The organism is Streptomyces californicus (assembly GCF_000717645.1).
Lineage (GTDB): Bacteria > Actinomycetota > Actinomycetes > Streptomycetales > Streptomycetaceae > Streptomyces > Streptomyces californicus.
In genome coordinates this window covers 1-23,427 of the sequence record NZ_JNZZ01000021.1, presented here as the reverse complement: position 1 = coordinate 23,427, position 23,427 = coordinate 1, and the positions used below count along the sequence as shown (strand labels likewise).

Annotated in this window: 16 protein-coding genes; 8 read left to right on the top strand and 8 right to left on the bottom strand. The window is 73.6% G+C overall.

The window, feature by feature from the left end; all coding sequences use genetic code 11:
* Nucleotides 1-20 precede the first annotated feature (20 nt).
* From IF19_RS0126280 to IF19_RS0126270, 3 genes are all read right to left on the bottom strand, one after another.
* A complete protein-coding gene (locus IF19_RS0126280) occupies nucleotides 21-1,802 on the bottom strand; it encodes an LCP family protein (RefSeq protein ID WP_030115380.1) in 1,782 nt (593 codons plus the stop codon).
* Nucleotides 1,803-2,026: 224 nt separating this feature from the next.
* Entirely contained in the window at nucleotides 2,027-3,616 is a 1,590-nt protein-coding gene (locus IF19_RS0126275) for an LCP family protein (RefSeq protein ID WP_030115379.1), read from the bottom strand.
* A gap of 176 nt (nucleotides 3,617-3,792) precedes the next feature.
* The gene (locus IF19_RS0126270) at nucleotides 3,793-4,545 is read right to left on the bottom strand and encodes a TIGR03089 family protein (RefSeq protein ID WP_030115378.1); all 753 of its coding nucleotides are present in this window, start codon (nucleotides 4,543-4,545) and stop codon (nucleotides 3,793-3,795) included.
* 149 nt (nucleotides 4,546-4,694) lie between these two features.
* Here IF19_RS0126270 and IF19_RS0126265 point away from each other — a divergent pair, with 149 nt between their 5' ends.
* From IF19_RS0126265 to IF19_RS0126255, 3 genes are all read left to right on the top strand, one after another.
* Nucleotides 4,695-6,317 carry an N-acetylmuramoyl-L-alanine amidase gene (locus IF19_RS0126265; RefSeq protein ID WP_030277445.1) on the top strand — a complete coding sequence of 541 codons (1,623 nt, stop codon included), beginning with the start codon at nucleotides 4,695-4,697 and terminating at the stop codon, nucleotides 6,315-6,317.
* A gap of 80 nt (nucleotides 6,318-6,397) precedes the next feature.
* Complete coding sequence (gene manB, locus IF19_RS0126260) at nucleotides 6,398-7,489, top strand: mannose-1-phosphate guanylyltransferase (RefSeq protein ID WP_030115375.1); 1,092 nt, start codon at nucleotides 6,398-6,400, stop codon at nucleotides 7,487-7,489.
* A 112-nt stretch (nucleotides 7,490-7,601) separates the two neighbouring features.
* A complete protein-coding gene (locus IF19_RS0126255) occupies nucleotides 7,602-8,624 on the top strand; it encodes a DNA-3-methyladenine glycosylase family protein (protein WP_030115374.1) in 1,023 nt (340 codons plus the stop codon).
* Between the two features lie 35 nt (nucleotides 8,625-8,659).
* Here the strand turns inward: IF19_RS0126255 and IF19_RS0126250 are convergent, their stop codons facing one another.
* The 4 genes from IF19_RS0126250 to IF19_RS0126235 form a co-directional block, all read right to left on the bottom strand.
* Nucleotides 8,660-10,612, bottom strand: coding sequence for an APC family permease (locus IF19_RS0126250; protein ID WP_030115373.1), 1,953 nt, complete (start codon nucleotides 10,610-10,612; stop codon nucleotides 8,660-8,662).
* Nucleotides 10,613-10,711: 99 nt separating this feature from the next.
* Nucleotides 10,712-12,040, bottom strand: a complete 1,329-nt coding sequence (locus IF19_RS0126245) for a coenzyme F420-0:L-glutamate ligase (RefSeq protein ID WP_078580899.1) — start codon at nucleotides 12,038-12,040, stop codon at nucleotides 10,712-10,714.
* Complete coding sequence (cofD, locus tag IF19_RS0126240) at nucleotides 12,037-12,993, bottom strand: 2-phospho-L-lactate transferase (RefSeq protein ID WP_030277442.1); 957 nt, start codon at nucleotides 12,991-12,993, stop codon at nucleotides 12,037-12,039. Before cofD ends, IF19_RS0126245 begins: the two co-directional genes overlap by 4 nt.
* 13 nt (nucleotides 12,994-13,006) lie before the next feature.
* Complete coding sequence (locus IF19_RS0126235; RefSeq protein WP_050491052.1) at nucleotides 13,007-13,543, bottom strand: cysteine dioxygenase; 537 nt, start codon at nucleotides 13,541-13,543, stop codon at nucleotides 13,007-13,009.
* 739 nt (nucleotides 13,544-14,282) lie between these two features.
* On the opposite strand from IF19_RS0126235, the gene IF19_RS0126230 reads away from it, so the two are divergent.
* From IF19_RS0126230 to IF19_RS0126220, 3 genes are all read left to right on the top strand, one after another.
* Complete coding sequence (locus tag IF19_RS0126230; RefSeq protein ID WP_003968728.1) at nucleotides 14,283-14,546, top strand: WhiB family transcriptional regulator; 264 nt, start codon at nucleotides 14,283-14,285, stop codon at nucleotides 14,544-14,546.
* Between the two features lie 498 nt (nucleotides 14,547-15,044).
* Entirely contained in the window at nucleotides 15,045-18,920 is a 3,876-nt protein-coding gene (locus IF19_RS0126225) for a glycosyltransferase family 2 protein (RefSeq protein ID WP_030277440.1), read from the top strand.
* A complete protein-coding gene (locus IF19_RS0126220) occupies nucleotides 18,917-20,455 on the top strand; it encodes a DUF5719 family protein (protein ID WP_030115365.1) in 1,539 nt (512 codons plus the stop codon). The genes IF19_RS0126225 and IF19_RS0126220 overlap by 4 nt, the downstream gene beginning before the upstream one ends.
* A gap of 39 nt (nucleotides 20,456-20,494) precedes the next feature.
* On the opposite strand, the gene IF19_RS0126215 is transcribed toward IF19_RS0126220, so the two are convergent.
* Nucleotides 20,495-20,923 (bottom strand): metallopeptidase family protein, encoded by a 429-nt coding sequence (locus IF19_RS0126215; RefSeq protein ID WP_078580901.1) that lies wholly within the window; start codon nucleotides 20,921-20,923, stop codon nucleotides 20,495-20,497.
* Nucleotides 20,924-21,422: 499 nt separating this feature from the next.
* On the opposite strand from IF19_RS0126215, the gene IF19_RS0126210 reads away from it, so the two are divergent.
* Entirely contained in the window at nucleotides 21,423-21,800 is a 378-nt protein-coding gene (locus tag IF19_RS0126210; RefSeq protein WP_030115363.1) for a DUF3499 domain-containing protein, read from the top strand.
* A gap of 218 nt (nucleotides 21,801-22,018) precedes the next feature.
* The gene (locus IF19_RS0126205) at nucleotides 22,019-23,389 is read left to right on the top strand and encodes a phosphomannomutase/phosphoglucomutase (RefSeq protein WP_030115362.1); all 1,371 of its coding nucleotides are present in this window, start codon (nucleotides 22,019-22,021) and stop codon (nucleotides 23,387-23,389) included.
* Nucleotides 23,390-23,427: the final 38 nt, after the last annotated feature.

The following is a 23,427-nucleotide window of genomic DNA, read 5'->3' as shown; positions in this document are numbered from 1 at the left end:
TGCGGCGCGGTGACCCGGTGTCACTTGGCGCATACCGCCTTGTCGGCGCGTGCTTGCTCGACGCCCTCCGGAGCCTTCGCCGGTCCGGTGATGAGCTGCCCGGCGCCCTTGAAGTCCGCCCCCAGCGTGAGCACCATCGCCTCCAGCCCCTCGGCGTCGGCGGTGCCCTGCTTCATGGCCGTGGCGGGCAGCCCCATCATCTCGGCGAGCGCCCGGGCCTGGTCGGCCTGGTTGGGCGCGTACTCCAACGTCGTCTTGTCGGCCTTCTCGGGTGCGTTGGCCTTGTTGGCGGACTTCAGCACCCCCTGCTCGTTCTGGAGCCAGGTGACGGTCGAACCGGCCGCACCGGGGATCTCGCCGCCGTTGAGGACGTCCACCCGTACGTCGGCGGGAGCGGCCTTCGGGCCCTTGAGCAGAGCCGCCTGCTTGCTCTTGGCGGCCTTCTCCTTCTGCTTGACCTCGGTCAGCGAGGTGTCGGAGCGCATCATCGCGAAGAGCTGGTCGCCCTTGGTCGGGTCCACGACCACGGTGACGGGCTTCGGCTCGGCCGGGTTGTCTATGACCGGCATCGTGACGAAGGTGATGTTCTTCGTGTCGACCTTCGAGATCTCCTGGGCGAGCGTCATCAGCTTCTTCGCGTCGGCGATGGCCGAGTCGACGGTCAGAGCGTTGGTGGCGGCGTCGGCCAGCTTGTAGAGCTTCTTCGGGTTGGTCAGGGTGTCGCTCGACTTCATCTCGCGGATCATCGAGCCGAGGAACTGCTGCTGCACCTTGATCCGGTCGAGGTCGCTCCGGTTGCCGAAGCTGTCGCGCGTACGCAGCAGGCCCAGCGCCTCCTCGCCCTGCACCTTCGACTCGCCCTGGGGCAGCTTCAGATGGGACTTCGGGTCGTCGATCGGCTTGGCCATGCAGACCTTGACGCCGCCGACCGCGGTGGTCAGCTCCTTGACCGCGTTGAAGTCGACCATCATGAAGTGGTCCGGCTTGACGCCCGTGATGTTCTCGACCGTCTTCATCGTGCAGCCGGGGTCGCGGCCGTTCTGCCCGAGGCTGGTGTTGAAGCGCGCGCTGGCGGTGCCGGGGATGGCGGTCGTGCTGCCGTCCTGCTGCTTCGTCTCGCACTCGGGGATCTCGGTCATCAGGTCGCGCGGGATGCTCATCGCCGTCGCGTTGGTGCGGTCCTCGGAGACGTGGAACAGGATGTTCGTGTCGGCGTGGCCCATGCTGCCCTTGTCGCCGTAGCCCTCGTTCCCCTTGCCGGTCCGCTTGTCGGTGCCGATGACCAGGATGTTTATCGGGCCGTCGGTGACGACGCTCTTGCTGCCCGCGTCGCCCACGTCGATGGCGTCGATGTTCCCGTTGAGCTTCTGGTAGACGACGTACGCGCCGACCGAGGTGCCGACCACGACGAACGCCAGCACGCCGCCCGTCCACAGCAGCGCCTTCTTCCTGCGCGACTTCTGGGGCTTGCGCTTCCGGCGGCCGGCCGCGGGCGGCTCGGCGGCCGCACCGCGCGTCCCCTGGGAGCCGCGGCGGGAGCGCTGGCCCGGGACCACCTCGCGGCGCTTTCCGGCCGCGTCGTCCTCCCGCGTACGCGTCCGCGAGCCGCTTTCGCGTGCGGCGCGACGGCCGCCCCCCTCGGCCGTCGCCGTTCGCGAGGATCCCGCGGCGGCTCCGGACGCATCACCCGACTCCCCTGTGGAGTGATCCAGTCGCAATTCGTAATTGCCGGTCTGCGGGTTGAGCACCCACTGGTCGGCGGGGTCGATACCGTCCGCCCGTCCACGACTGTGCGCGTCCACGGTTGCCTGCGTCCTCCGTCGGTGCCACGCGAGGCGCCCTCCCCCGGCAAGGCGCTCGTTCCTTCGCTCCAGCAGTGCACGACCTGACGGCCGGAAGCACCGGATCGCGTCACACTATCCGGCCGATTCCGTGTCGAGCGACGTGCGTGACACATTCCACGCCCCTTACAACCGGGCATTCTTCCCATTACGCGTCGATTTTGTTCTGTGTCTTGGCAATTGCTTTACTGCTTGCACAGGTCGTCCGCCGCACTCGACCCCGAATAGGTGGGTGTGGGCGTCGGACTTTCGGAGCCGGCGTCGTCCGGCTTCCCGTCCTGTTCCCGCGCCTCTCCCTTTTCCTGGTCCTGGCGCGCTCGCTCCAGTTCGTCGGCCGGGACCACCGCGACGGGCTTGTCCTCGCGGAGTTGCTTGAACAGCTCACCTGCGTCCGGTTCGACGAGTTCGTCCCGGTTCGGGTCCTGGCGGTACGGCTGCCTGGGCACGGTCAGGAACTGCACCTGGTCGGTGGGCACATCGCGCATCCCGCGCACCAGGTCGTACAGGTCGCGCAGCGAGTCGAGGCCCGGGTCCGTGGTCAGCGACTTGGTCGCCGCGTCGAGCACCGGGTAGAGCCGCGTCGGGTTGAGCAGGACGCCGTTGCTCTGCATCTTGTTGACCAGCGCCCCCAGGAACTGCTGCTGGCGCTCCATGCGTTCGGTGTCGCTGCCGTTGCCGAGGGTCTTGCGCGCCCGTACGTAGCCGAGCGCCTCCTCGCCGTTCAGCGTCTGCCGGCCCGCCGGAAGCTCCAGGTGCGCGTCCTTGTCGTTGATCGGCTTCTTGAGGCAGATCTCGACCCCGTCGACGGCGTCGACCATGTCCTTGAAGCCGTTGAAGTCGACGACCATGTGGTGGTCGATCCGGATGCCGGTCATCCGCTCCACGGTACGGATCGTGCAGGCGGTGCCGCCCGTCTCGAACGCCGAGTTGAACTGCGCGAAGCGCTCGCGCGACTTCTCGTCGTCCGCCGTGCGGCAGCCGGGGATCTCCACCATGAGGTCGCGGGGGAGGGACACCGCCGTCGCGCTCTTCCGGTCCGCCGCGAGGTGCAGCAGGATCGTCGTGTCGGAACGCTGGCTGCCGCCGTCGTCCCGGCCGTACTCGCGGTTCTCCCCGGCCCGGCTGTCCGAGCCGATGAGCAGGATGTTCTGGGCGTTCGTCACGACCGGCGTCGGCCGCTCCCTCTCGTACGCCTTGAGCTCGGCGGCGGCGCCCGTGTCGGTGGTGATGTTCCCGTCGAGCTTCCGGTACATCCACCAGCCGACCCCGGCGGCGACCAGGACGAGGAACGAGGCGGCGAGCGCGGACCAGCGCACCCAGCGCCGTCTGCGCGCGACGACGACGCCGTCCTTGGGATGGTCGGCCCAGGTCTGCACACCGGAGCCGGGCCCGGCTGCCGTGCCGGGGGCGTCGGCTCGCGCGCCCTTACCGGCTTCGGCGCCGGTCGCGGCTCCGGCTCCGGCGGCGTGCTGGGCCTTCGCGTCGCCCTCGGCCTTCGCGCTGCTTTCGGCCTGCGCGTCGCCCGCCGCTTCGGCGCTGCTCCCGGTGGCTTCCCCGGCGGCCGCGGGCTTCTCGGCGTCCGCGGGCTTCTCGGCTTTCCCGGCGCCCGTCGGCTTCCCGGCCTCCCCGGGGCTCGCGGTCCGCCCCTCACCGCCGTCCCCGGGGGGCGGGCCCTCGGGTCCTGACTTCTCCTGCGACCTGCCCTGCGGTGTGTCCCCGGCCTGGTGGTCCGGGTCGGACGGCGGGCCAGCACTGTCGGTCACGTCTGCGTCCATCCTTCACGTTCGGCGGCGCGAGGGGCCGCCGGTCGCAGGAGTAGACGGCTGAAACTCACGCTTGGTTGTGCACGGCAAGGAGAGTGGTCTGTACCGCTCGATCATCTACCCGCGCGGGTGCCGATCATTGAGGACTCGGCCCGCTGTGGGCCGGACGAGTGGACGCGGAGCGCTTGTCATACCGCAGTGTCGGTGACCCGCTCGCTCTCGACCCGCTTGGCCAGCCCGTCCGCGTCGAGCTGCCCGAGGTGGCGGCACAGGACCACGGACCCGTCGGCGGCCAGCGGCGCGAAGAGCCCGGCGCTCAGCCCGTCCCAGGTGTCGTACGTCCGTCCGCTGAGCAGCCGGGATCCGGGCGCGAGACCGAGGGTCGCGGCGTCCTCACGGGCCCGGGCGACGAGCTGCGCACCCGTCAGCTCGACCCCGTCGACGGCCAGCGCGGGCCCGTCGGGGTCCACCGGGGCGAACGGCGCGAAGCGGTCGCCCTGGCTCGGCGCCTCCACCGCGTAGTCCGCGAACCCCTCGGGCGGCTGCGGGAAGCGGCCGCCCAGCGGCCGCAGCGCGAGGGCGACGCGCTCGCCCCGGCAGGCCCTCGCCCGCTCCAGGGTGTCCGGGCCGGTCACCACCAGGTCGGCGGCGGCCGGGTCGCCCTGCACGTCGGCGACGACCCCGACGGAGGAACAGGCGAGCAGCCAGACCGCGGTCTGCCAGTGCGCGGGCAGCAGCAGCGCGAGCCGGTCGCCGGGCTCGGCGGCGAGGTCGCCCTGGAGCAGATTGGCGGTCTTGGCCACCCAATTGGCGAAGGTGGCCACCGAGAGTTCGACGCGCTCTCCGGTGGCGTCGTCGTAGAAGGTGACCAGGGGGCGGGCGGGGTCCGCGGCGAGGGCGGATCGCAGCAGGTCGGCGGGGGTGCGGTCGCTGGAGTTCACCCGCGCAAGCGTACGCGGGGGCGAGGCGCCGGGCGGGCCGAACGGGTGCCTGAGCGGGGGGTGCGTCCACCGGTTCGGCAGACGGCACGTCACGTCGGGGGCAATGTCCGGGTCGCCGGAGTGGTGACGCTATGGCAAATATCGTACGTATGCGTTCACTTATGGTCACCTCCATCGGCGTCACCTGCGCGGCAGCCCTGACGCTGCCGCTCGCCGCCCCCGCCCTGTCCGCCCCGGTTCCGCACGCCTCGTCGGCCCGGCCGCCCTCGGCCGCGCCGCAGTCGCCGGGAGCCGGCCCGCCGGCCGCGCCCGCCACCCCGGCCGCGCCCGCCACCCCGGCCGCGCCCGCCACTCCGGCCGCCCCCGCCGGATCCGCCACCCACGCCGGGTCCGCGCCCACCGAGTCCACCCCCACCGACTCCCGTACCGCCCCCGCCGGTGAGCCCGACGACCGTTCCGCCGGAGTCGCGGGTTCCACGCAGTCCCTGCCGCTGGAGCGCCTCGCCGCGTCCTCCGACCGCTCGGCGGCCCCGGCGCCCGGCCGGGGCCTGGACCGGCGGACCACCCGCCCGTTCTCCCTGGTGGGCGTGGTCTGGGACGACGCCGAGGCCGAACTCCACGGCACGGTCCAGGTCCGCACCCGCGCGGCCGGCGGCGAGCGCTGGTCGGACTGGCAGGACGTCGAGACCCACAACGACGAGCACGCCGCCGACCTCGGCAGCGACGAACGGGCCTCCGGCGCCGTACGCGGATCGACCGCCCCCCTCTGGGTCGGCGCCTCGGACGGCGTGGAGGTACGCGTCCACCCGGAGGCGGCCGACGAGGAGGGCCGGTCCATCGCCGTCCGCCTCCCCGAGGGGCTGCGCCTCGAACTCGTCGACCCCGGGCCCGACCCCGCCACGGAGTCCGCGCCCGCCGGGCAGGCCGGCGCCGTCCCCGGAGGCCGGACGTCCGCCACCCCGGCGTCGCTCCCCGTCCGCCCGGGCCCGCCGCCCGCCGGGACGGCCGCGGTCGTGCCGGAGACGCTCACCGCGGCGTCCGCGGCGGCCTCGGCCGTCAACGCGGAGTTCGCCCCGCTCGGCGCCTCCCTCATCCCCGCCATGACCCAGGCCGAGACCGCCGAGGCGGCGGCGGAGGCCGCGGAGGAGGCCGTGGGCGCGAAGCCGTACATCGGACCCCGGCCGGGGATCATCACCCGCAAGGGCTGGGGCGCCGACGAGAAGCTCCGTGAGCGGAACTTCGCGTACACCAAGACCGTCAAGGCGGCCTTCGTGCACCACAGCGCGACCGGGAACAACTACACCTGCAAGCAGGCCCCCTCCGTGCTCCGCAGCATCTACCGCTACCACGTCAAGAGCAGCGGCTGGCGCGACTTCGGCTACAACTTCGCCGTCGACAAGTGCGGAAACATCTACGAGGGCCGGGCCGGAGGCGTCTCCCGCGCCGTCCTCGGGGCGCACACGCTGGGCTTCAACACCAACACCATGGGCATCGCGGTGCTGGGCTCCTACTCCTCCACCAACCCGCCCGCCGCCGCCGTGACCGCCGTCGCCAAGCTCACCGCGTGGAAGCTCGGCCTCTTCGGGCGCAACCCGAAGGGGAAGGTGACGCTCGTCTCGGGCGGAAGCAACAAGTACGCGAAGGGCAAGAAGGTCAAGATGAACGTCATCTCGGGCCATCGGGACGGTTTCGCAACCGAATGCCCCGGAGCGCGTCTCTACAAGAAGCTCGGCACGGCCCGGACCAGCTCCGCCCACCTGCAGGGCCGCTGACCGGGGCGTTCCCGACCGGTCTGCTTAGACTGGCCAGCCATCAACGAGGCCAGGCCCCAGCAGGAAGCAGAGACGGTGCTGTGACAGAGGCAAAAGAAGCGATTCTCCTGGTCGGCGGCAAGGGCACCCGACTGCGCCCGCTCACGGTGCACACCCCGAAACCGATGGTTCCGGCGGCGGGTGTCCCCTTCCTCACCCACCAGTTGGCGCGCGCCAGGGCGGCCGGGGTCGAGCACATCGTGCTCGCCACCTCCTACCTGGCGGAGGTCTTCGAGCCGTACTTCGGCGACGGCTCCTCGCTCGGTCTGCACATCGAGTACGTCACCGAGCAGGAGCCGCTCGGCACCGGCGGCGCCATCCGCAACGTGGCGTCGAAGCTGTCCTCGGGCCCGGACGAACCGGTCCTGATCTTCAACGGCGACATCCTGACCGGGCTCGACATCCGGGCCCTGGTCACCTCGCACACCGTCTCCGGGGCGGATGTCTCCCTCCACCTGACCCGCGTCGAGGACCCGCGCGCCTTCGGTCTGGTGCCGACCGACGGGACCGGCCGGGTCACCGCCTTCCTGGAGAAGCCGCAGACGCCAGAGGAGATCGTCACCGACCAGATCAACGCCGGGGCGTACATCTTCCGGCGCTCGGTCATCGACTCCATCCCCACCGGCCGCCCGGTCTCCGTCGAACGCGAGACCTTCCCCGGGCTGCTGGCGTCCGGCGCCCACCTCCAGGGCATGGTCGACTCCACCTACTGGCTCGACCTCGGCACCCCGGCCGCCTTCGTGCGCGGCTCGGCCGACCTCGTCCTCGGCCGCGCCCCCTCCCCGGCGGTCCCCGGCCGCTGCGGCGACCGGCTGGTGCTGCCCTCCGCCTCCGTGGCCCCGGACGCCAAGCTCACCGGCGGCACGGTGGTCGGCGCGGACGCGGTGGTCGGCGCCGGCGCGCGGCTCGACGGCTCGACGATCCTGGCGGGCGCGGTCGTCGAGGCGGGCGCGGTCGTCACGGACTCGCTGATCGGGGCGGGCGCCCGGATCGGCGGCCGTACGGTGCTGACGGGCGCGGTGATCGGCGACGGGGCCCGCGTGGGCGCCGACAACGAGCTGCGCGACGGCATCCGCGTCTGGTGCGACGCGGTCCTCCCGGACGGCTCGGTCCGCTTCTCCTCGGACCAGTAGGACACGCTCGCACCGGCCCGTCCGGCGCCGGCGGCGGGCGTACGCGTACGCCCGCCGCCCCCGTACCCTCGAAGGGACCGACCGCACCCCCCAGGAACACCGAGGCCCCTCCGTGGCAGGACGATTCGCCCCCCGCACCGCGCGAGCGGCGCTCCCGCCGCGGACCGGCGCCCCCGTGCGGCGGACCCCGGCGCCCCGTGCAGCGCCCGCCCCGCCCGAGGCCCCGCCCGTGACCCGGGAGTGGACGCCGCCGGGGCCGCTGGACCTCCGCGTGGTGCTGGGGCCGCTGCGCCGGGGACCGGCGGACCCCACGTTCCGGATGGTCGCGGACGGAACGTTCTGGCGGGCCTCCCGTACGCCGGAGGGGCCCGGCACCCTGCGCGTCGCGGCGCGCGGCGGCCGGATCGCGGCGACGGCGTGGGGACCCGGCGCGACGTGGCTGCTGGATGGCCTCCCGGGGCTGCTGGGCGCGGACGACGACCCGGACGCGTTCGCGCCCCGGCACCGGCTGCTCGCCCTGACCCGGCACCGCCACCCGGGGCTGCGGCTGCTGCGCACGGGGCTGGTGATGGAGTCGCTGATCCCGTCGGTCCTGGAGCAGAAGGTCACCACGGACGAGGCGTACCGCGCCTGGCGCCACCTGGTGCGCCGCTTCGGCACCCCCGCCCCCGGCCCCACGGCGGAGCTGGGTCTGCACGTGATGCCGGACGCGCGCGGCTGGGCGATGATCCCGTCCTGGGAGTGGCACAAGGCGAACGTGGACGCCAAGCGGTCGTCGACGATCCTGCGCGCGGTCCGCGTGGCCCGCCGGCTGGAGGAGGCGGCGGCGATGGACCTCCCCGAGGCGGCGGCCCGCCTGGAGCTGATCCCCGGCATCGGCCCGTGGACCTCGGCCGAGACCCTCCAGCGCTCCAACGGCGCGGCGGACGCGGTCACGGTCGGCGACCTGCACCTCCCGGGCATCGTGGGCCACGCCCTGGCCGGCAACCGCGACGCGGACGACGCGGAGATGCTCGCCCTGCTGACCCCCTACGAGGGCCAGCGCCACCGGGCGACCCGCCTGATCCTGCTCTCCGGCCGCACCCCGCCCCGGCGCGCTCCGAGAATGACCCCGGGCGACATCGTGCACCTGTAGTCCGATCCCGGAAGTCCCGGCGGGCCCTCCCGGCCTCAGTCCAGGTCGGGCAGCCGGTCCGTCTCCAGGGCCTCGATGGCGTGCGACGCGTTGAACGGCAGGATCGTCACCGAGACGTGCGGGAGTCGCTCCAGGGTCCGCGCCATGCTCTCGCCGGTGCCCCGGTGGAGCGCCTTCCCGAGCGCGTTGGCGTACATCCGCCGGGGCACGAGCACGGTCAGGGCCGTCTGCCCGTCCTCGGTCGTCCGGACGGCGAGCTCCCTCATCGCGTGGCGCAGACGGCGGTCCGGGCAGGCCACCAGCTCCAGCTCGACGGAGGTGGCGGACGTCGACTCCCAGAGTGCGGCGAGCCGCTGGGCGTGCGCCTCGTCGATCGCGAAGTGCACCGCGCGGACGGAGTCGGGCCGCAGTTCGTGCGCGTGGCGCAGGGCCTTCAGCGCGGCCAGGTCCAGCGTCTCCACGAGGACGAGGACCTGGTGGCGACGGGTGCGCGGCCGGTCCGCCCCCTCCGGCAGGCGCTCCAGCGCGGCCGCCTCGCGCCGGTACTCCCGGTTGATCCGGGTCAGCGCCCAGACGCCGAGCGGGAACACCACGACCACCAGCCAGGCGCCCTCCGTGAACTTCGTGACGGCGAAGATCACGACGACGGCGGCGGAGGCGACCGCCGCCAGGGCGTTGACCGTGATCTTCATCCGGCGCAGCGGGCCCCGGCGGCGCAGGTGGTAGGCGGTGAGCCCGGCCCCCGCCATGGTGAAGGCGGTGAACACGCCGATCGCGTACAGGGCCACGAGCCGGTCCACGCTGGCGCCCGTGACGAGCAGCAGGGCCAGGGAGAGGACGGTCAGCGCGATGATGCCGTTGGAGAACGCCAGCCGGTGGCCGCGCCGCGTGAGCACCCGGGGCAGGAACCGGTCCCGTGCGACGAAGCCGGCCAGGAAGGGGAACCCGGTGAAGGGCGTGTTGGCTCCGGTGTACAGGATGAGCGCGGTCGCCAGCTGTACGAACACCAGCCCGACGGTCCCCGCGACGCCGTCCCCGAACGCGAGCCGGGCCTCCTGCGCGATGACGGTCGGGGTGCCGTCCGCGTACGGGACGGCGTGGGTGCAGTACGCCAGCGTCGAGACGCCCAGGACCAGGACGGCGAGGACGCAGCTCATGGTGACGAGGGTGCGCCGGGCGTTGCGGCCCTGGGGCTCGTGGAAGACGGAGACGCCGTTCGAGATCGCTTCGAGCCCGGTGAGGGAGGAGCCGCCGTTGGCGAAGGAGCGCAGCACGATGAAGAGCGACGCGCCCTGCAGCCAGCCGTCGCCGGGCTCTCCCAGCGGGACGACGCCCGGCGCGCCGAGATCGGCGCGCGGCAGGTCGCCCGTCAGGCCGCGAACGGCGGCCACGAGGAAGACCAGCCCCATCGCGGCCATGAAGAGGTAGGCGGGCAGCGCGAACATCCGGCCCGCCTCCCGCACCCCGCGCAGATTCCCGTAGGCGAGCAGCACGATCACCGCCACCGAGACGGGCAGCTGCAGATGGTCCAGGCCCGTCCAGCCGTCGCCGACCAGGTGGGCGAGCGAGATCAGCGCGTTCGTGCCGGCGGACACCTGGACGGCGACGGTGACGACGTAGTCCACGAGCAGGGCGACGGCGGCGATCTGCGCGACGTTCGGCCCGAAGTTCTCGCGGGCCACCACATAGGAACCGCCGGCCCGGGTGTAGATGCTGACGACGTCGCTGTAGCAGAACGTCAGAAGCAGCAGCACCAGCAGAATCGCACCGGTCACCGGCAGGACCAGGGTGAACGCCGCCGCTCCGACGACCGGCACGAGGACCCGGAGCATCTGCTCGGACCCGTAGGCGGACGAACTGATGCAGTCGGAGGCAAGCACCCCGAGCGCGGTCGGGTTGTCCAGCTTCTCCTCGCCGACCCGCTCGGTGGTGAGCGGCCTGCCCAGGAGTCGCAGTTTGGCGCGGTACAGCGGCCGGTCGGGCGTCATGCGCCCATCAGACCGGGCCCCCGGCCCGGAACCGCGCAGACACCACCGGCGGAGCGCCCGGACCCCTCCCTCGCAGGACGCGCGCCGGGCGGCCGGACCTCACCGCACCGTGATGAACTCCTCCGGCTCCCGCCGCCCCCGCTCCCGGGGCGCGCCCGCCGCGTGGCCCACCGCGACCGCCCCCAGCGGGTCCCACGACGGCTCCAGCCCCAGCGCCTCCCGCACCACCGGCCGGCAGAACATCGTCGAGGACACCCACGCCGAGCCGAGCCGTTCACCGGCCAGCGCGACCAGGAAGTTCTGCACGCCGGCCCCCGCGGCGACCACGAACATCTCGCGCTCCGCCGTGTCGCGGCGCTCGTCCCCGTACGTGTGCGAACCGTCCATCACCAGGCACGGCACCACCAGGTACGGCGCGTCGCGCAGCACATCGCCCCGCCGGATCCGCTTGGCGATCGACTCCTCGCTCCTGCCGTCGCGCCGCAGGTCCTCGATCCAGGCGTCCCGCATCGCGTCGAGCAGCCGGGTCCGCGCCTCGGCGGACTCCAGCAGGACGAACCGCCACGGCGTCGTGTGGTGCGGCGCCGGAGCCGTCACGGCGGCGGCCACCGCGCGCCGTACCGCCCCCGGGTCCACCGGCTCGTCGGTGAACTCCCGCACCGTGCGCCGCAGCGTCACCGCCTCCCGTACGGCCTCCGACGTCCCCAGCCGGAACATGTCGTCGGCCGCGCCGCGCACCAGGGCCCGCGCCCCGGGGACGTCGTCCCGCGCCGCCACGAGGTGCGGCAGCCCCCGGACCACCGCGACCGGCAGCCCCTTCGCCTTGCCCTTGACCAGGTCCCCGGCGGCGGCCAGCTCGTCGGCGGTGGCCACCACCGTGGCGCTGAGCGGATTGCCGTACGCGTCCGTGGAGCCCCGCAGATCGTCCAGGACCCGCACCCCAGCCGCACCGATCGCGACATCGGTCAGCCCGTTGCGCCAGGGCCGTCCGAAGGTGTCCGTGACGACGACGCCGACGTCCACGCCGAGGGCGTCCCGCAGCCCGTCCCGGACGGCCCGGGCCGAGGCGTCGGGGTCCTCGGGCAGCAGCAGCACGGTCCCGGCCGGGGTGTTCGACGCGTCGACCCCGGCGGCCGCCATGACGAGCCCCTGCCGGTTCTCCACGATCCGCAGGGTTCCGCGCCGGGCCACCACCCGTACGGTCTCGGCGTCGATCGCGGCCTCCCGGTCGGCGGCCTCGACGATCCGGCCCTCAGCCTTGGAGACGATCTTCGAGGTGACGAGGAGGACGTCGCCGTCGACAAGCCCTGGCTCGGTCGCGGCGATCAGCTTGGCGAGGTCGTCACCGGCCCGCACCTCGGGCAGGCCGCCGAGGGCCCACACCCGGAACGACGGGGCGCCGGCATCGGTCCCGGGGCCTCCGCTCACGGCCGGACCTCCTCGGCCAGGGCCAGCGCCTGCCGGGCCATCTCGGCGGTCGCGTCCACATCGGTCATCATCAGCGGCACCGCCCGGCAGCGGATCCCCGCCTCCTCCACCGCGTCGACCGCACCGGCGTCCACCGTGTCCACCAGCCACCCGTCCAGCAGCCCCGAACCGTAGTGCCGGGCCACCGCCGAGGCCGTCGACTCGACGCCCACCGCCGCGAGCACCTTGTCCGCCATCCCGCGCACCGGCGCGTCCCCGACGATGGGGGAGAGGCCGACCACCGGAACGCCCGCGTCCGCGATGGCCTCCCGGATGCCGGGCACGGCGAGGATCGTGCCGATCGACACCACCGGGTTCGACGGCGGGAAGAGGATCACGTCGGCGGAGCCGATCGCCTCCAGCACCCCCGGAGCCGGCTCGGCCTGCTCCGCCCCGACCGGCACGATCGCCCGCGCCTCGACGGAGGCGCGCAGCTTCACCCAGTACTCCTGGAAGTGGATCGCCCTGCTCTCGCCGTCCGTCTCGACGGCGACATGCGTCTCGACCCGGTCGTCCGACATCGGCAGCAGCCGCACGCCCGGCTGCCAGCGGGCGCAGAGCGCCTCGGTGACCGCGCTCAGCGGGTAGCCCGCGCCCAGCATCTGCGTACGGACGATGTGGGTCGCGAAGTCCCGGTCGCCGAGCCCGAACCACTCGGGGCCCACGCCGTACGCCGCGAGCTCCTCCTTGACGCGGAAGGTCTCGTCCCTCCGGCCCCAGCCCTGCTCCTCGTCGATGCCACCGCCGAGGGTGTACATCACGGTGTCGAGGTCGGGGCAGACCTTCAGCCCGAACAGATGGATGTCATCACCCGTGTTGCCGATCACCGTGATGTCCGCGTCGCGCGCGGCCTGCTTGAGGCCGCGCAGAAAGCGGGCACCGCCGATACCACCGGCCAGAACAACAATGCGCATGCACAGCAGTCTGTCAGGCGGGCACGGTGTCCACGGCTGTCGGGTCGGCGGCGTGCGCGGCGTCTACGGCCGTCGCGGCGGCGGCCTGCGTGGCGTGCATCGGCATCTCGGTCAGGCCCGGGTAGTAGACGTGCAGACTGACCGCAGGTTCGAGCGAGTCGTTGACCACCTCGTGGACGTACCCCGGGGCGAAGGCGCGCTGCGCGCCCGTACCGAGCGAGCGGGCCCCGCGCTCGGTGCGCTCGGTCAACTCGCCTTCCAGCACGGTCAGTACGCCGGCGGAGCCGCCGTGGTCGTGGAGGCCGCTGCCCTGGCCGGGCACCCAGCTGAGCAGCCACACCTCGTAGCCGGGCCCCTGGTGCAGGCGGTGGTACCAGCGGGAGGCGGAGTCGTACCGCACGAGATCCGCCCACCGTGCGCGGTCGGCCGCGATGGAGCGGGCGAGGCCGACGAACTCGGAGACGGTGGCGGGGTGCTCGCGGGCGGGCTGCAGGAGGTGCTGGACCTCGAGGATGTCGCCGGCGATCTGAAGGTCGCTGTCGCTGTTCATGGCTGCGGTGGTTCCTCGGCATGGGGGGGAGTGCGTACGGGGCGGCGGACCGGACAGATCCACGGGAGACGCGCGTACGGCGGAGCTGGGGGAAGAGCGGGGAGAGCGACTCCGCTCGACCGGAGGGACCCGGCCGGAGAGGCTCCGGGAGGGGTGGTCCGGCGGCTGGGTCGGAGCCGGAGCCGGAGCGCTACGGCGTCAACAGCTGCGACAGCTGGAACAGCAACAGCGGGCCTGGACAGCGCTACGGAACCCACGGACGTGGGTGACGTGCAGGGCTGAGGTCGCTGGCATGGGATCAAGGAGACCGGTTCGGCCGTCCGCTGTCAACCCAATGCCCGGTTTGGGGGCAATCCGTCACTCTTTCCGGTCGGCAGTGCGGCAGAAAGGTTTATGCGCCCAGGACGGGGACACGCGGCGCATGATCCGTGCTCCGAATCATGACTGACGGGCCGTGACCTGGCTGTGATCTTGATCGCTTCGGTGATCGAATCGCAACACAAGGGCGCGCTCACTCGTCTTTCCGGTGGAAGATACGCAGTCGTGGCGCCCGTGGCATATGTCAGGTTTTTGCTGATTTGAACACTTTCTGCATACGCTTGGTTCCGCAGAGTGAATCCCTGGGTCAATAGCAGATCCTCGCTTGACTGGCTCGGAGCTACACACTTGTAATTTCACTCGTGTCGTTCAGCCGCAAATGGCTGCAACACGGGACGCAAGAGACAGACGAGGGGCGCACATGACCGAGCTGTTCCAGCAACTGCTGGTCGAGGACGCGGACGAGGAACTCGGCTGGCAGGAGCGCGCACTGTGCGCCCAGACCGACCCCGAGTCCTTCTTCCCCGAGAAGGGCGGATCGACCCGCGAGGCCAAGAAGGTCTGCCTCGCCTGCGAGGTCCGCTCGGAATGCCTGGAGTACGCCCTGTCCAATGACGAGCGCTTCGGCATCTGGGGCGGCCTCTCCGAACGGGAACGGCGCCGCCTCAAGAAGGCCGCGATCTGACGAAGAGGCCCACGAGGCCACCGGGCCACCGGCCACAGGCCGTCACCGGCCCTGATCCGACGACCGGCACCCGTCGGCCACCGGCCGTCACCGGTCCTCCGGCCGCCACCGGACCGCAGGCCGCCATCGGGCCACCGGCCCTGATCGTCGCCCGTAGCCCGACGCCGGACGCCCGACGACCAGCGCCCGCCGACCGCCCGCGGTCCCGCGCCCGCCGCCGCACCCGCGGCGGCAGCCCATCGTCGCCGCACCCGGCCCCCCCCCGGCCCACCGGCTCACCCCGACGGCCCGTCCACCGCCTCCCCGAGGGCGCGGTGGGCGGGCCGTCGGCGCGTCCCCCGCCCGGCTCCTCGGCCCGCACGGAACTCCGCCACCTGTCCGTACCGTTAGTGTGGGGCCCCGTCCGAGACGCGCCAACGCCCCGCCGGGGCGCGCGTGTACACCGATGCAGCCCCCGGGGATCACGCCCCCGGACCCGGCCGGAGGGCCCGTACCCCGATGTCCGTGCACAGCCACCCGGCGGCGCCGAACGCGGCCGCCGCCGCCCCAGAGTTCCCCCGGCACGTCGTCACCGCCGTGCTCGTCTCCCACGACGGCGCCCGCTGGCTGCCCGACGTGCTGGCGGGGCTGCTCGGGCAGGAACGCCCCGTACAGAACGTCGTCGCCGCCGACACCGGAAGCGCGGACGACTCGGCCCGGCTGGTCGCGGAGGCGCTCGGCGACGAACGCGTCCTGCACCTCGCCCGCCGTACGAGCTTCGGCGCCGCCGTCGACGAGGCGGCCCGCACGGCCGGCGTCCTGACCCCGGAGGAGCTGCCCTACCTCAAGCGCCCCGGTGGCTGGGACCCGGCCACCCGCACCTGGGTGGACGAGAACTACGACCTCCCCGAACTGCCCCACGGCGAACCGGTCCAGTGGCTCTGGCTGCTGCACGACGACTGCGCCCCCGAGCCGGACGCGCTCGCCGCGATGCTGCGCGTCGTCGACACCGACCGGCACGCCGCGATCGTCGGCCCCAAGCTGCGCGGCTGGTACGACCGCAAGCAGCTCCTCGAAGTCGGCGTCTCCATCGCCAACAGCGGCCGCCGCTGGACCGGGCTGGACCGCCGCGAGCAGGACCAGGGCCAGCACGACCAGGTCCGCACCGTCCTGTCCGTCTCCTCCGCCGGCATGCTCGTCCGCCGCGACGTCTACGAGGAGCTCGGCGGCTTCGACCGCATGCTCCCCCTCATGCGCGACGACGTCGATCTGTGCTGGCGCGCCCACCTCGCCGGCCACCGGGTCCTCGTCGCCCCGGACGCCGTCCTGCGCCACGCCGAGGCGTCCGCCCGCGAACGCCGCCCCATCGACTGCGCCGGCCGCTCGGTCGCCGGCCCGCACCGCGTCGACAAGGCGGGCGCGGTCTTCACCATGCTCGTCAACGCCCGCGCCAAGGCCCTGCCCTGGGTCCTGCTCCGGCTCGTCGTCGGCACCCTGCTGCGAACCCTCGCCTACCTCGTCGGCAAGGTGCCCGGCCAGGCGCTCGACGAGGTCACCGGCCTCCTCGGCACCCTGCTGCGGCCCGGCCGCATCCTCGCCGCCCGCCGCGACCGCGGCAAGGGCGCCGTCGACGCCGCCGAACTGCGCGCCCTCTTCCCGCCGCCCGGCGCGACCGTGCGCGCCACCGTCGACCAGGTCATGAGCAACTTCGGCAACCGTACGGACTCCGACGCGGGCGGTTCACGCCATGGAGCCGTCGAGTCCGGACCCGGCGGCGACGACGCCGACTTCCTCGAAGTCGACCAGTTCGCCCGCCTCAAGCGCATCGGCCGCAAGCCCGGCCCGGTCCTGTTCGCCCTGCTCCTGATCGTCTCGCTCGTCGCCTGCCGCAACCTGCTGAGCGGCGGCTCCCTGGCCGGCGGCGCTCTGCTGCCCGCCCCGGCGGAGGCCGGCGCGCTGTGGGACCGGTACGCGGACGCCTGGCACACGGTCGGCACCGGCGGCACCCAGACCGCCCCGCCCTACCTCGCGCTGCTCGCCGCCCTGTCGGCCCTCTTCCTCGGCTCGACCGGGGCCGCCGTCGGCGTCCTGCTGATCTGCTCGATCCCGCTGGCCGGGGCCACCGCCTACTTCGCCTCCCGGCCGCTGCTGCCCTCCCGGCTGCTGCGGGCCTGGGCGAGCGTCGCGTACGCCTTCCTGCCCGCCGCGACCGGGGCCCTGGCCACCGGCCGCCTGGGCACCGCCGTCCTCCTCGTCCTGCTCCCGCTGATCGCCCGCGCGGGCGTCGCCGCCCACGGACTGCGCCTCGACGGCGCGGCGGGGGAGCGCGGCAGCTGGCGCGCCACCTGGGCGTACGCGCTGCTGCTGACCGTCACCATGGCGTTCACCCCGATCGTCTGGCCGCTTGCCGTGGTCCTCGGCCTCGGCGTGCTCGTGCTGCGCCGCCGCGACATCACGGCGTACGGGCTCCGCTTCGTCGCCGCCGTCGGCACCCCGGTCCTGGTCCTCGCGCCCTGGTCGCTGAGCCTCCTGGCCGGCCCGTCCGCGCTGCTGACGGAGGCGGGCCTCGACCTCGGCACGGGGGGCGCCTCCGGCCTCGACCTGCTCGGCATCAGCCCCGGCGGCCCCGGCGCGGCCGGCGGCGTCCTGCTCCTCGGCATCGTGCTCGCGGCGCTCGCCGCCCTGCTGCGCGAGGACCGGCAGTTCGCCGTCCGCACCGCCTGGGCCGTCGCGATCGTCGGCTTCCTCTTCGCCGCCGTCGCCAACGGTTCCACCTGGGCCGGGCCCGCCACCCTCGTCTACGGCACCGCGCTGATCGCCGCCGCCCTGGTCGGCGCGGACGGCGCCCGCATCCGGGTCGCCGAGCAGAGCTTCGGCTGGCGGCAGCCGGTGGCCGTGCTCATCGCGCTGGCCGCGGGGCTGGCCCCCGTACTCGCCGCGGCCGGCTGGATGATCGGCGGCGCGGACGGCCCGCTGGAGCGCCGCGACCCCGTCCAGGTGCCCGCCTTCGTCGCGGAGGAGAGCACCACCCGCGACCAGCCCCGCACCCTCGTCCTCGGCGGCTCCTCGCCCGACACCGTCTCCTACAGCCTGGTCCGCGGCTCCGGCGCGCGGCTCGGCGACGGCGAGCTGACCGAGGCGGGCGGCGGCAACCGCCACCTCGACAAGGTCGTCGCCGCCCTGGTCGCCGGCTCCGGCGCCGACCAGGGCGGCCAGCTCGGCGGCTTCGCGATCCGCTACGTCCTCGTCCGGGACGGAGCGCCGCGCCAGATGAGCCGCGTCCTCGACACCACCCCCGGCCTCAGCCGCCTCAGCCAGCTCGACGGCAGCGCCCTGTGGCGGGTGGACCGGCAGGTCGCCCGGGTCATGATCGCCCCGGCCTCCGGCGAGGGCGAGCACGTCGCGGTCGGTTCGGCCGCCGTCGAGGCCCACTCCGACATCCCGTCCGGCGAAGCGGGCCGCGTCCTGCGGATCGCGGACGCCGCCGACCCGGGGTGGACCGCCACCCTGGACGGCAAGCCGCTGACCCGCAAGACCGTCGACGGCTGGGCCCAGGGCTTCGAACTGCCCGCGAACGGCGGACGCCTGGACCTCACCTACGACGCCCCGATCACGCACACCGCGTGGGTCTGGGCCCAGATCGGGCTCCTCGTGGTCCTCGTGGTCATGGCCCTGCCCGGCCGCCGCCGCGAGATCGACGACGACCTGCCCGAGGAGGCGCTCGCCGTCGCCGCCGAGCCGGTGGACGGCGAGGGCCGCCGCGCCCGCAGGCTGCGCGCCGCCGCCCAGGCCGAGGCCGCCGCCGAGGAGTCCGGGGACGACGACCCGTCGCACCCCGCCGGCCCGGGGGAGTACATCCCGGCCCAGCAGTCCGCCGACCCGTACGCCCCGAACCCGCCGGCGCACGACCCGTACGCCGACCAGGGCCACCAGGACCCCCGGGACCACCAGGACCAGCAGGAAGCCACCGGCGACTACGCGGCGGTCCCGCAGCAGCAGCCGTACGACGCCTACGCGCAGTGGGACGGACAGCAGCAGCAGTCCGCCGACCCGTACGGCGCGTACCCGCAGCAGGACCCGTACGCCCAGCAGAACGCCGGCTACCAGGACGGCTACGGCGCACCGGACCCGTACCAGCAGCAGTACGCCGACCCGAGCGGCCTCTACAACGCCCAGGGCGGTGCGTACGACGAGCAGGGCGGTACGTACGCGGGCGGGAGCGCCTACGACGAGTACGGCCGGTACACCGGCGACCCGTACCAGCAGCCCCCGCAGCAGCCCCCGTACGCCGATCCCGCCGCCCACCCCGCCGAGAACGGCGACCAGACCGACCCCCCGGCCCCGGGCCAGGCCCCGTGGCAGACCGGTAACGCATCGCGAGGCGAGTCCGAGTGAAGTCCACCCACCTGTCCCTGATCGCGGGCGCGGCCGTCCTGGCCGCCGTCACCGGATTCGCCACGGTCACCGCGCCCGGCCCCCCGGCGAAGACCGCGGCGAAGTCCGCCACGGTGCTGCCCGTCGAGCGCTCCAGCCTGGTCTGCCCGGCGCCCAGCGGCTCCGACCTCGCCGAGACGCGGTACACGGCGTTCACTCCGGCGGGCGAGGGCGGCGACGCCGAGGGCACCGCCGAACTGAAGCCCGCGCTGCCCGTCGTGGACGACGAGGACGAGACCGACCCGAAGAAGATCGAGAAGGCCGAGGAAGCGGCGAAGAAGGCGAAGGAGAAGGCCGACAAGCCGGTCCTCGCCGTCAAGGAGCCCGGAAAGCCGGTCACCGCCGAGGCGGACGGTGCGAGCGCCCCGGCCCTCGCCGGAACGGCCACGGGCAGGCTGGCCCCCGGCTGGGCCGCGCAGCAGACCACCGAGGTCACCGCCGGCGGGGCGCGCGGCCTCCTCGGCGTCTCCTGCACCGCCCCCGACACCGACTTCTGGTTCCCGGGCGTGAGCACCGCGAAGACCCGCCAGGACTACCTCCACCTCACCAACCCGGACGACTCCGCCGCCGTCGCCGACATCGAGCTCTACGGCACCGAGGGCGCGCTCAAGTCCGAGGTCGGGGACGGCATCACCGTGCCGGCCCGCTCCAGTGTCGCCGTCCTGCTGTCCACGCTCACCGACGAGGCGGCCGACCGTCTGACCGCGCACGTCACCACCCGCTCGGGCCGGGTCGGGGCCGTCGTCATGAGCGCCGAGGACGGCGCGGGCAGCGACTGGATCTCCGCGTCGGACGACCCGTCCGGCACGCTCGTGCTGCCCGGCATCCCGGCGGACGCCACCTCCGTCGAGCTGGTGGCGTACGCGCCCGGTGAGGACGACGCGGACGTGAAGGTCCGGCTCGTGGGCAAGAACGCGACGTTCTCCCCGGCCGGGAGCGCCACCCTGCACGTCAAGTCCTCGATGACGGCGGTCGTCGACCTCAAGGACGTCACCCGCGGCGAACCGGCCTCCCTGCTCCTGACCCCGGTACGGAAGGACCGCGCGACGCCGATCGTGGCGGCGCTGCGGGTGGTCCGGGGCAAGGGCGACAAGCAGGAGATCGCCTACATCCCGGCCACCGGACCGGTCGGGGCGCGGGCGACCGTCGCGGACAACCGGGGCAAGGAGGCGACGCTGTCGCTGACCGCGCCGGGCGCCACGGCCGAGGTGAAGGTCACGGCGTCGGCGGGCAGCGAGGGCGGCGAACCGGTGGTGGAGACGCACACGGTCAAGGGCGGTACGACGCTCGCGGTCACCCCGAAGGCCCCGGAGGGCCTCAAGGGCGCCTACGCGCTGACCGTCGAGACGACGTCGGGCGGCCCGGTCCACGCGTCACGCACCCTGGCACGCACGGAGGGCGGCGTGCCGATGTTCACCGTGCAGACGCTTCCCGACGACCGGGGCACGGTCGAGGTCCCGGCGGCCCGTCAGGACCTGTCGGTCCTGGACGACTGAGGCGGGGCGGCCGCCCCGCCCCTTTACGGAAGCCGCCGGTCAGTCCTGCCCGTACCGGGGATCGACCGACTCGGGGGAGAGCCCGAGCAGCTCGGCGACCTGCTCGACGACCACCTCGTGCACGAGCAGGGCGCGTTCGTCGCGGCTCTTTGTACGGAGCTCGACGGGCCGCCGGTAGACGACGATCTGCGCGGGCCGCCCCTTGCCGGCCGACACCGAGCCGCCGAGCGGAACCGTGTCCTCCGCGACGGCGGGCACATCGAGGACGACGAAGTCGACCTCGGCCAGCTGGGGCCAGCGCCGCTCCAGCCGCTCCACCGAGTCCTGGACCAGATCGCGGAAGATCTCGCCCCTGCTGGCCGAGAGCGGCACCTGCGGCGGCGCGAGCGGCCCGCGCATACCGCGACCGTGACGGTCGCGGCGCCGGGGCCGCGGCTCGAACGTGGGGGGAGGTACGGGGCTGTCCATCACCGACGCAGCGTAACGCTCCGGCGACCGTGACGACCGAGGAGACGAACGGCGGGGCGGCCCGGCGCGCTCGGCGATGCGGGGGAGGGCGGGGATCGCGGGGAGTGCGAGGACCGCAGGGAGCGCGGGTATCGCGGGATCCCGGGCGAAGGCGGCGGGGCCGGGGCCGGGCCAGGGGGCGGTGTCGGGGCGGGGGTGATGAGACCCGCGACGAGGGCGGAAGCGGACGATCCTCTTCCGGTTGTCCGCAGTTGAACATTTCGGCCAAGGTTGCGCCCTTTTTAGGCCCCTCATCCGATCATCTACTCCGTGTCCGACGTCGTCCCGGCCCCCGCCCCGTCGTCGGCACAGCGGTGGCCCGGCGCCCGGACGCGGCCCTCACGCAGGTCAGGGCGCACCCCCGAGGAGCCGATGTGCCGCAGGTCACCGGGCGACACGGTGGGGTGAGGCGAGGGGGAGTCGTCGCAGCCCGCTCAAGAGTGCGGTACCGTCCAACATCGTGAGCCCTGTACGTCGCTGTTCGCGCACCGCGTGCGGCCGCCCCGCCGTCGCGACACTGACGTACGTCTATGCCGATTCGACCGCGGTCCTCGGCCCGCTCGCCACCTACGCCGAGCCCCACTGTTACGACCTGTGCGCCGAACACAGCGAGCGGCTCACCGCGCCACGGGGCTGGGAAGTGGTGCGGCTCTCCGACGGCTCCGCTCCGGCCCACCCGAGCGGTGACGACCTCGAAGCCCTGGCCAACGCGGTCCGCGAGGCGGCACGCCCGCAGGACCGGGGTCCGGACGGCGGCGGCCGCGGCCCGCGCTCGGCGGATCCGGTGGAAGTGGCCCGCAGGGGCCACCTCAGGGTGTTGCGCTCCCCGGACTCCTGAGCCCGTTCCCTGACCGCGTCCTTCGCGAACACGTTTTCCGGCCATGTCCGGGTGAGTGAGCGTGCTCGTGCGGCGAACGGGCGCGGTCGTGCGGTGGGCGGGCGTGCCCGTGCGGTGGACGTGAGCATGCTCCGCCCCGTCTCCTCGGCCCGTATCCGGGGCATCGGACCGGGCCGGGTAGTTTGGGCGGTCCGCAGATACCCCCAGGAGGACCGGCCGTGGTTGCTGATCTGTCGCAGCTCGTGAAGGCGTACGACGTGCGCGGTGTGGTGCCCGACCAGTGGGACGAGTCGCTGGCCGAACTGTTCGGCTCCGCGTTCGTCCAGGTCACGGCCGCCGACGCGATCGTGATCGGCCACGACATGCGGCCCACGTCGCCGGGGCTCGCCGGAGCGTTCGCCCGGGGCGCGGCGGCACGCGGCGCGGACGTCACGCTGATCGGCCTCTGCTCGACGGACCAGCTGTACTACGCCTCGGGGGCCCTCGGCCTCCCCGGCGCGATGTTCACGGCCTCGCACAACCCGGCGCAGTACAACGGCATCAAGATGTGCCGGGCCGGTGCCGCCCCCGTGGGCCAGGACACCGGTCTCGCCGAGATCCGCACCCTGGTCGAGCAGTGGTCGGAGGGCGCCCCGCAGCCGCCGGCCGCCCCCGCCCCCGGCACGATCTCCGAACGGGACACCCTCACCGACTACGCGGCCCACCTCCTGGGGCTGGTCGACCTCACGTCCGTCCGCCCGCTGAAGGTCGTCGTCGACGCCGGCAACGGCATGGGCGGCCACACGGTCCCCACGGTCTTCGGCGGCCTCCCGATCGACCTCGTCCCGATGTACTTCGAACTGGACGGCACCTTCCCCCACCACGAGGCCAACCCGCTCGACCCCAAGAACATCGTCGACCTCCAGGCCCGCGTCCTCGCCGAGGGCGCCGACCTGGGCCTCGCCTTCGACGGCGACGCGGACCGCTGCTTCGTGGTCGACGAGCGGGGCGCGGGCGTCTCCCCGTCCGCGATCACGGCCCTGGTCGCCGCCCGCGAGCTCGCCCGCAACGGCGGCGAGGGCGTCGTCATCCACAACCTGATCACCTCCTCGTCCGTCCCCGAGGTGGTCCGCGAGAACGGCGGCACCCCGGTCCGCACCCGGGTCGGCCACTCCTTCATCAAGGAGGAGATGGCGCGGCACGGCGCGATCTTCGGCGGCGAGCACTCGGCGCACTACTACTTCCGCGACTTCTGGAACGCCGATACGGGCATGCTCGCCGCCCTCCACGTCCTGGCCGCGCTCGGCGGCCAGCAGAAGCCGCTTTCCGAACTGGTCGCGGAGTACGACCGGTACGCCGACTCCGGCGAGATCAACTCCACCGTCGCCGACCAGACCGCCAGCCTGACCAAGGTCAAGCAGGCGTATGGCACGCGCGAGGACATCGCCTTCGACGACCTGGACGGCCTCACGGTCACCGCCGCCGACTGGTGGTTCAACCTCCGCGCCTCCAACACGGAACCGCTGCTGCGCCTGAACGTGGAGGCGAAGGGCGAACACACGATGGCGGCGGTACGCGACGAGGTCCTGACCCTGATCCGCACAAGCTGAACCCCGACCCACCCGCCCGCCGCTCCCCGGGCCCGCGC

Bases quoted from the DNA above. Each gene is read 5' to 3' on its own strand.
- IF19_RS0126275 (WP_030115379.1), bottom strand. From the start codon at position 3,616: ATGGACGCAGACGTGACCGACAGTGCTGGCCCGCCGTCCGACCCGGAC.
- IF19_RS0126265 (WP_030277445.1), top strand. From the start codon at position 4,695: ATGCGTTCACTTATGGTCACCTCCATCGGCGTCACCTGCGCGGCAGCC.
- IF19_RS0126250 (WP_030115373.1), bottom strand. From the start codon at position 10,612: ATGACGCCCGACCGGCCGCTGTACCGCGCCAAACTGCGACTCCTGGGC.
- cofD (WP_030277442.1), bottom strand. From the start codon at position 12,993: ATGCGCATTGTTGTTCTGGCCGGTGGTATCGGCGGTGCCCGCTTTCTG.
- IF19_RS0126235 (WP_050491052.1), bottom strand. From the start codon at position 13,543: ATGAACAGCGACAGCGACCTTCAGATCGCCGGCGACATCCTCGAGGTC.
- IF19_RS0126230 (WP_003968728.1), top strand. From the start codon at position 14,283: ATGACCGAGCTGTTCCAGCAACTGCTGGTCGAGGACGCGGACGAGGAA.
- IF19_RS0126225 (WP_030277440.1), top strand. From the start codon at position 15,045: ATGTCCGTGCACAGCCACCCGGCGGCGCCGAACGCGGCCGCCGCCGCC.
- IF19_RS0126215 (WP_078580901.1), bottom strand. From the start codon at position 20,923: ATGGACAGCCCCGTACCTCCCCCCACGTTCGAGCCGCGGCCCCGGCGC.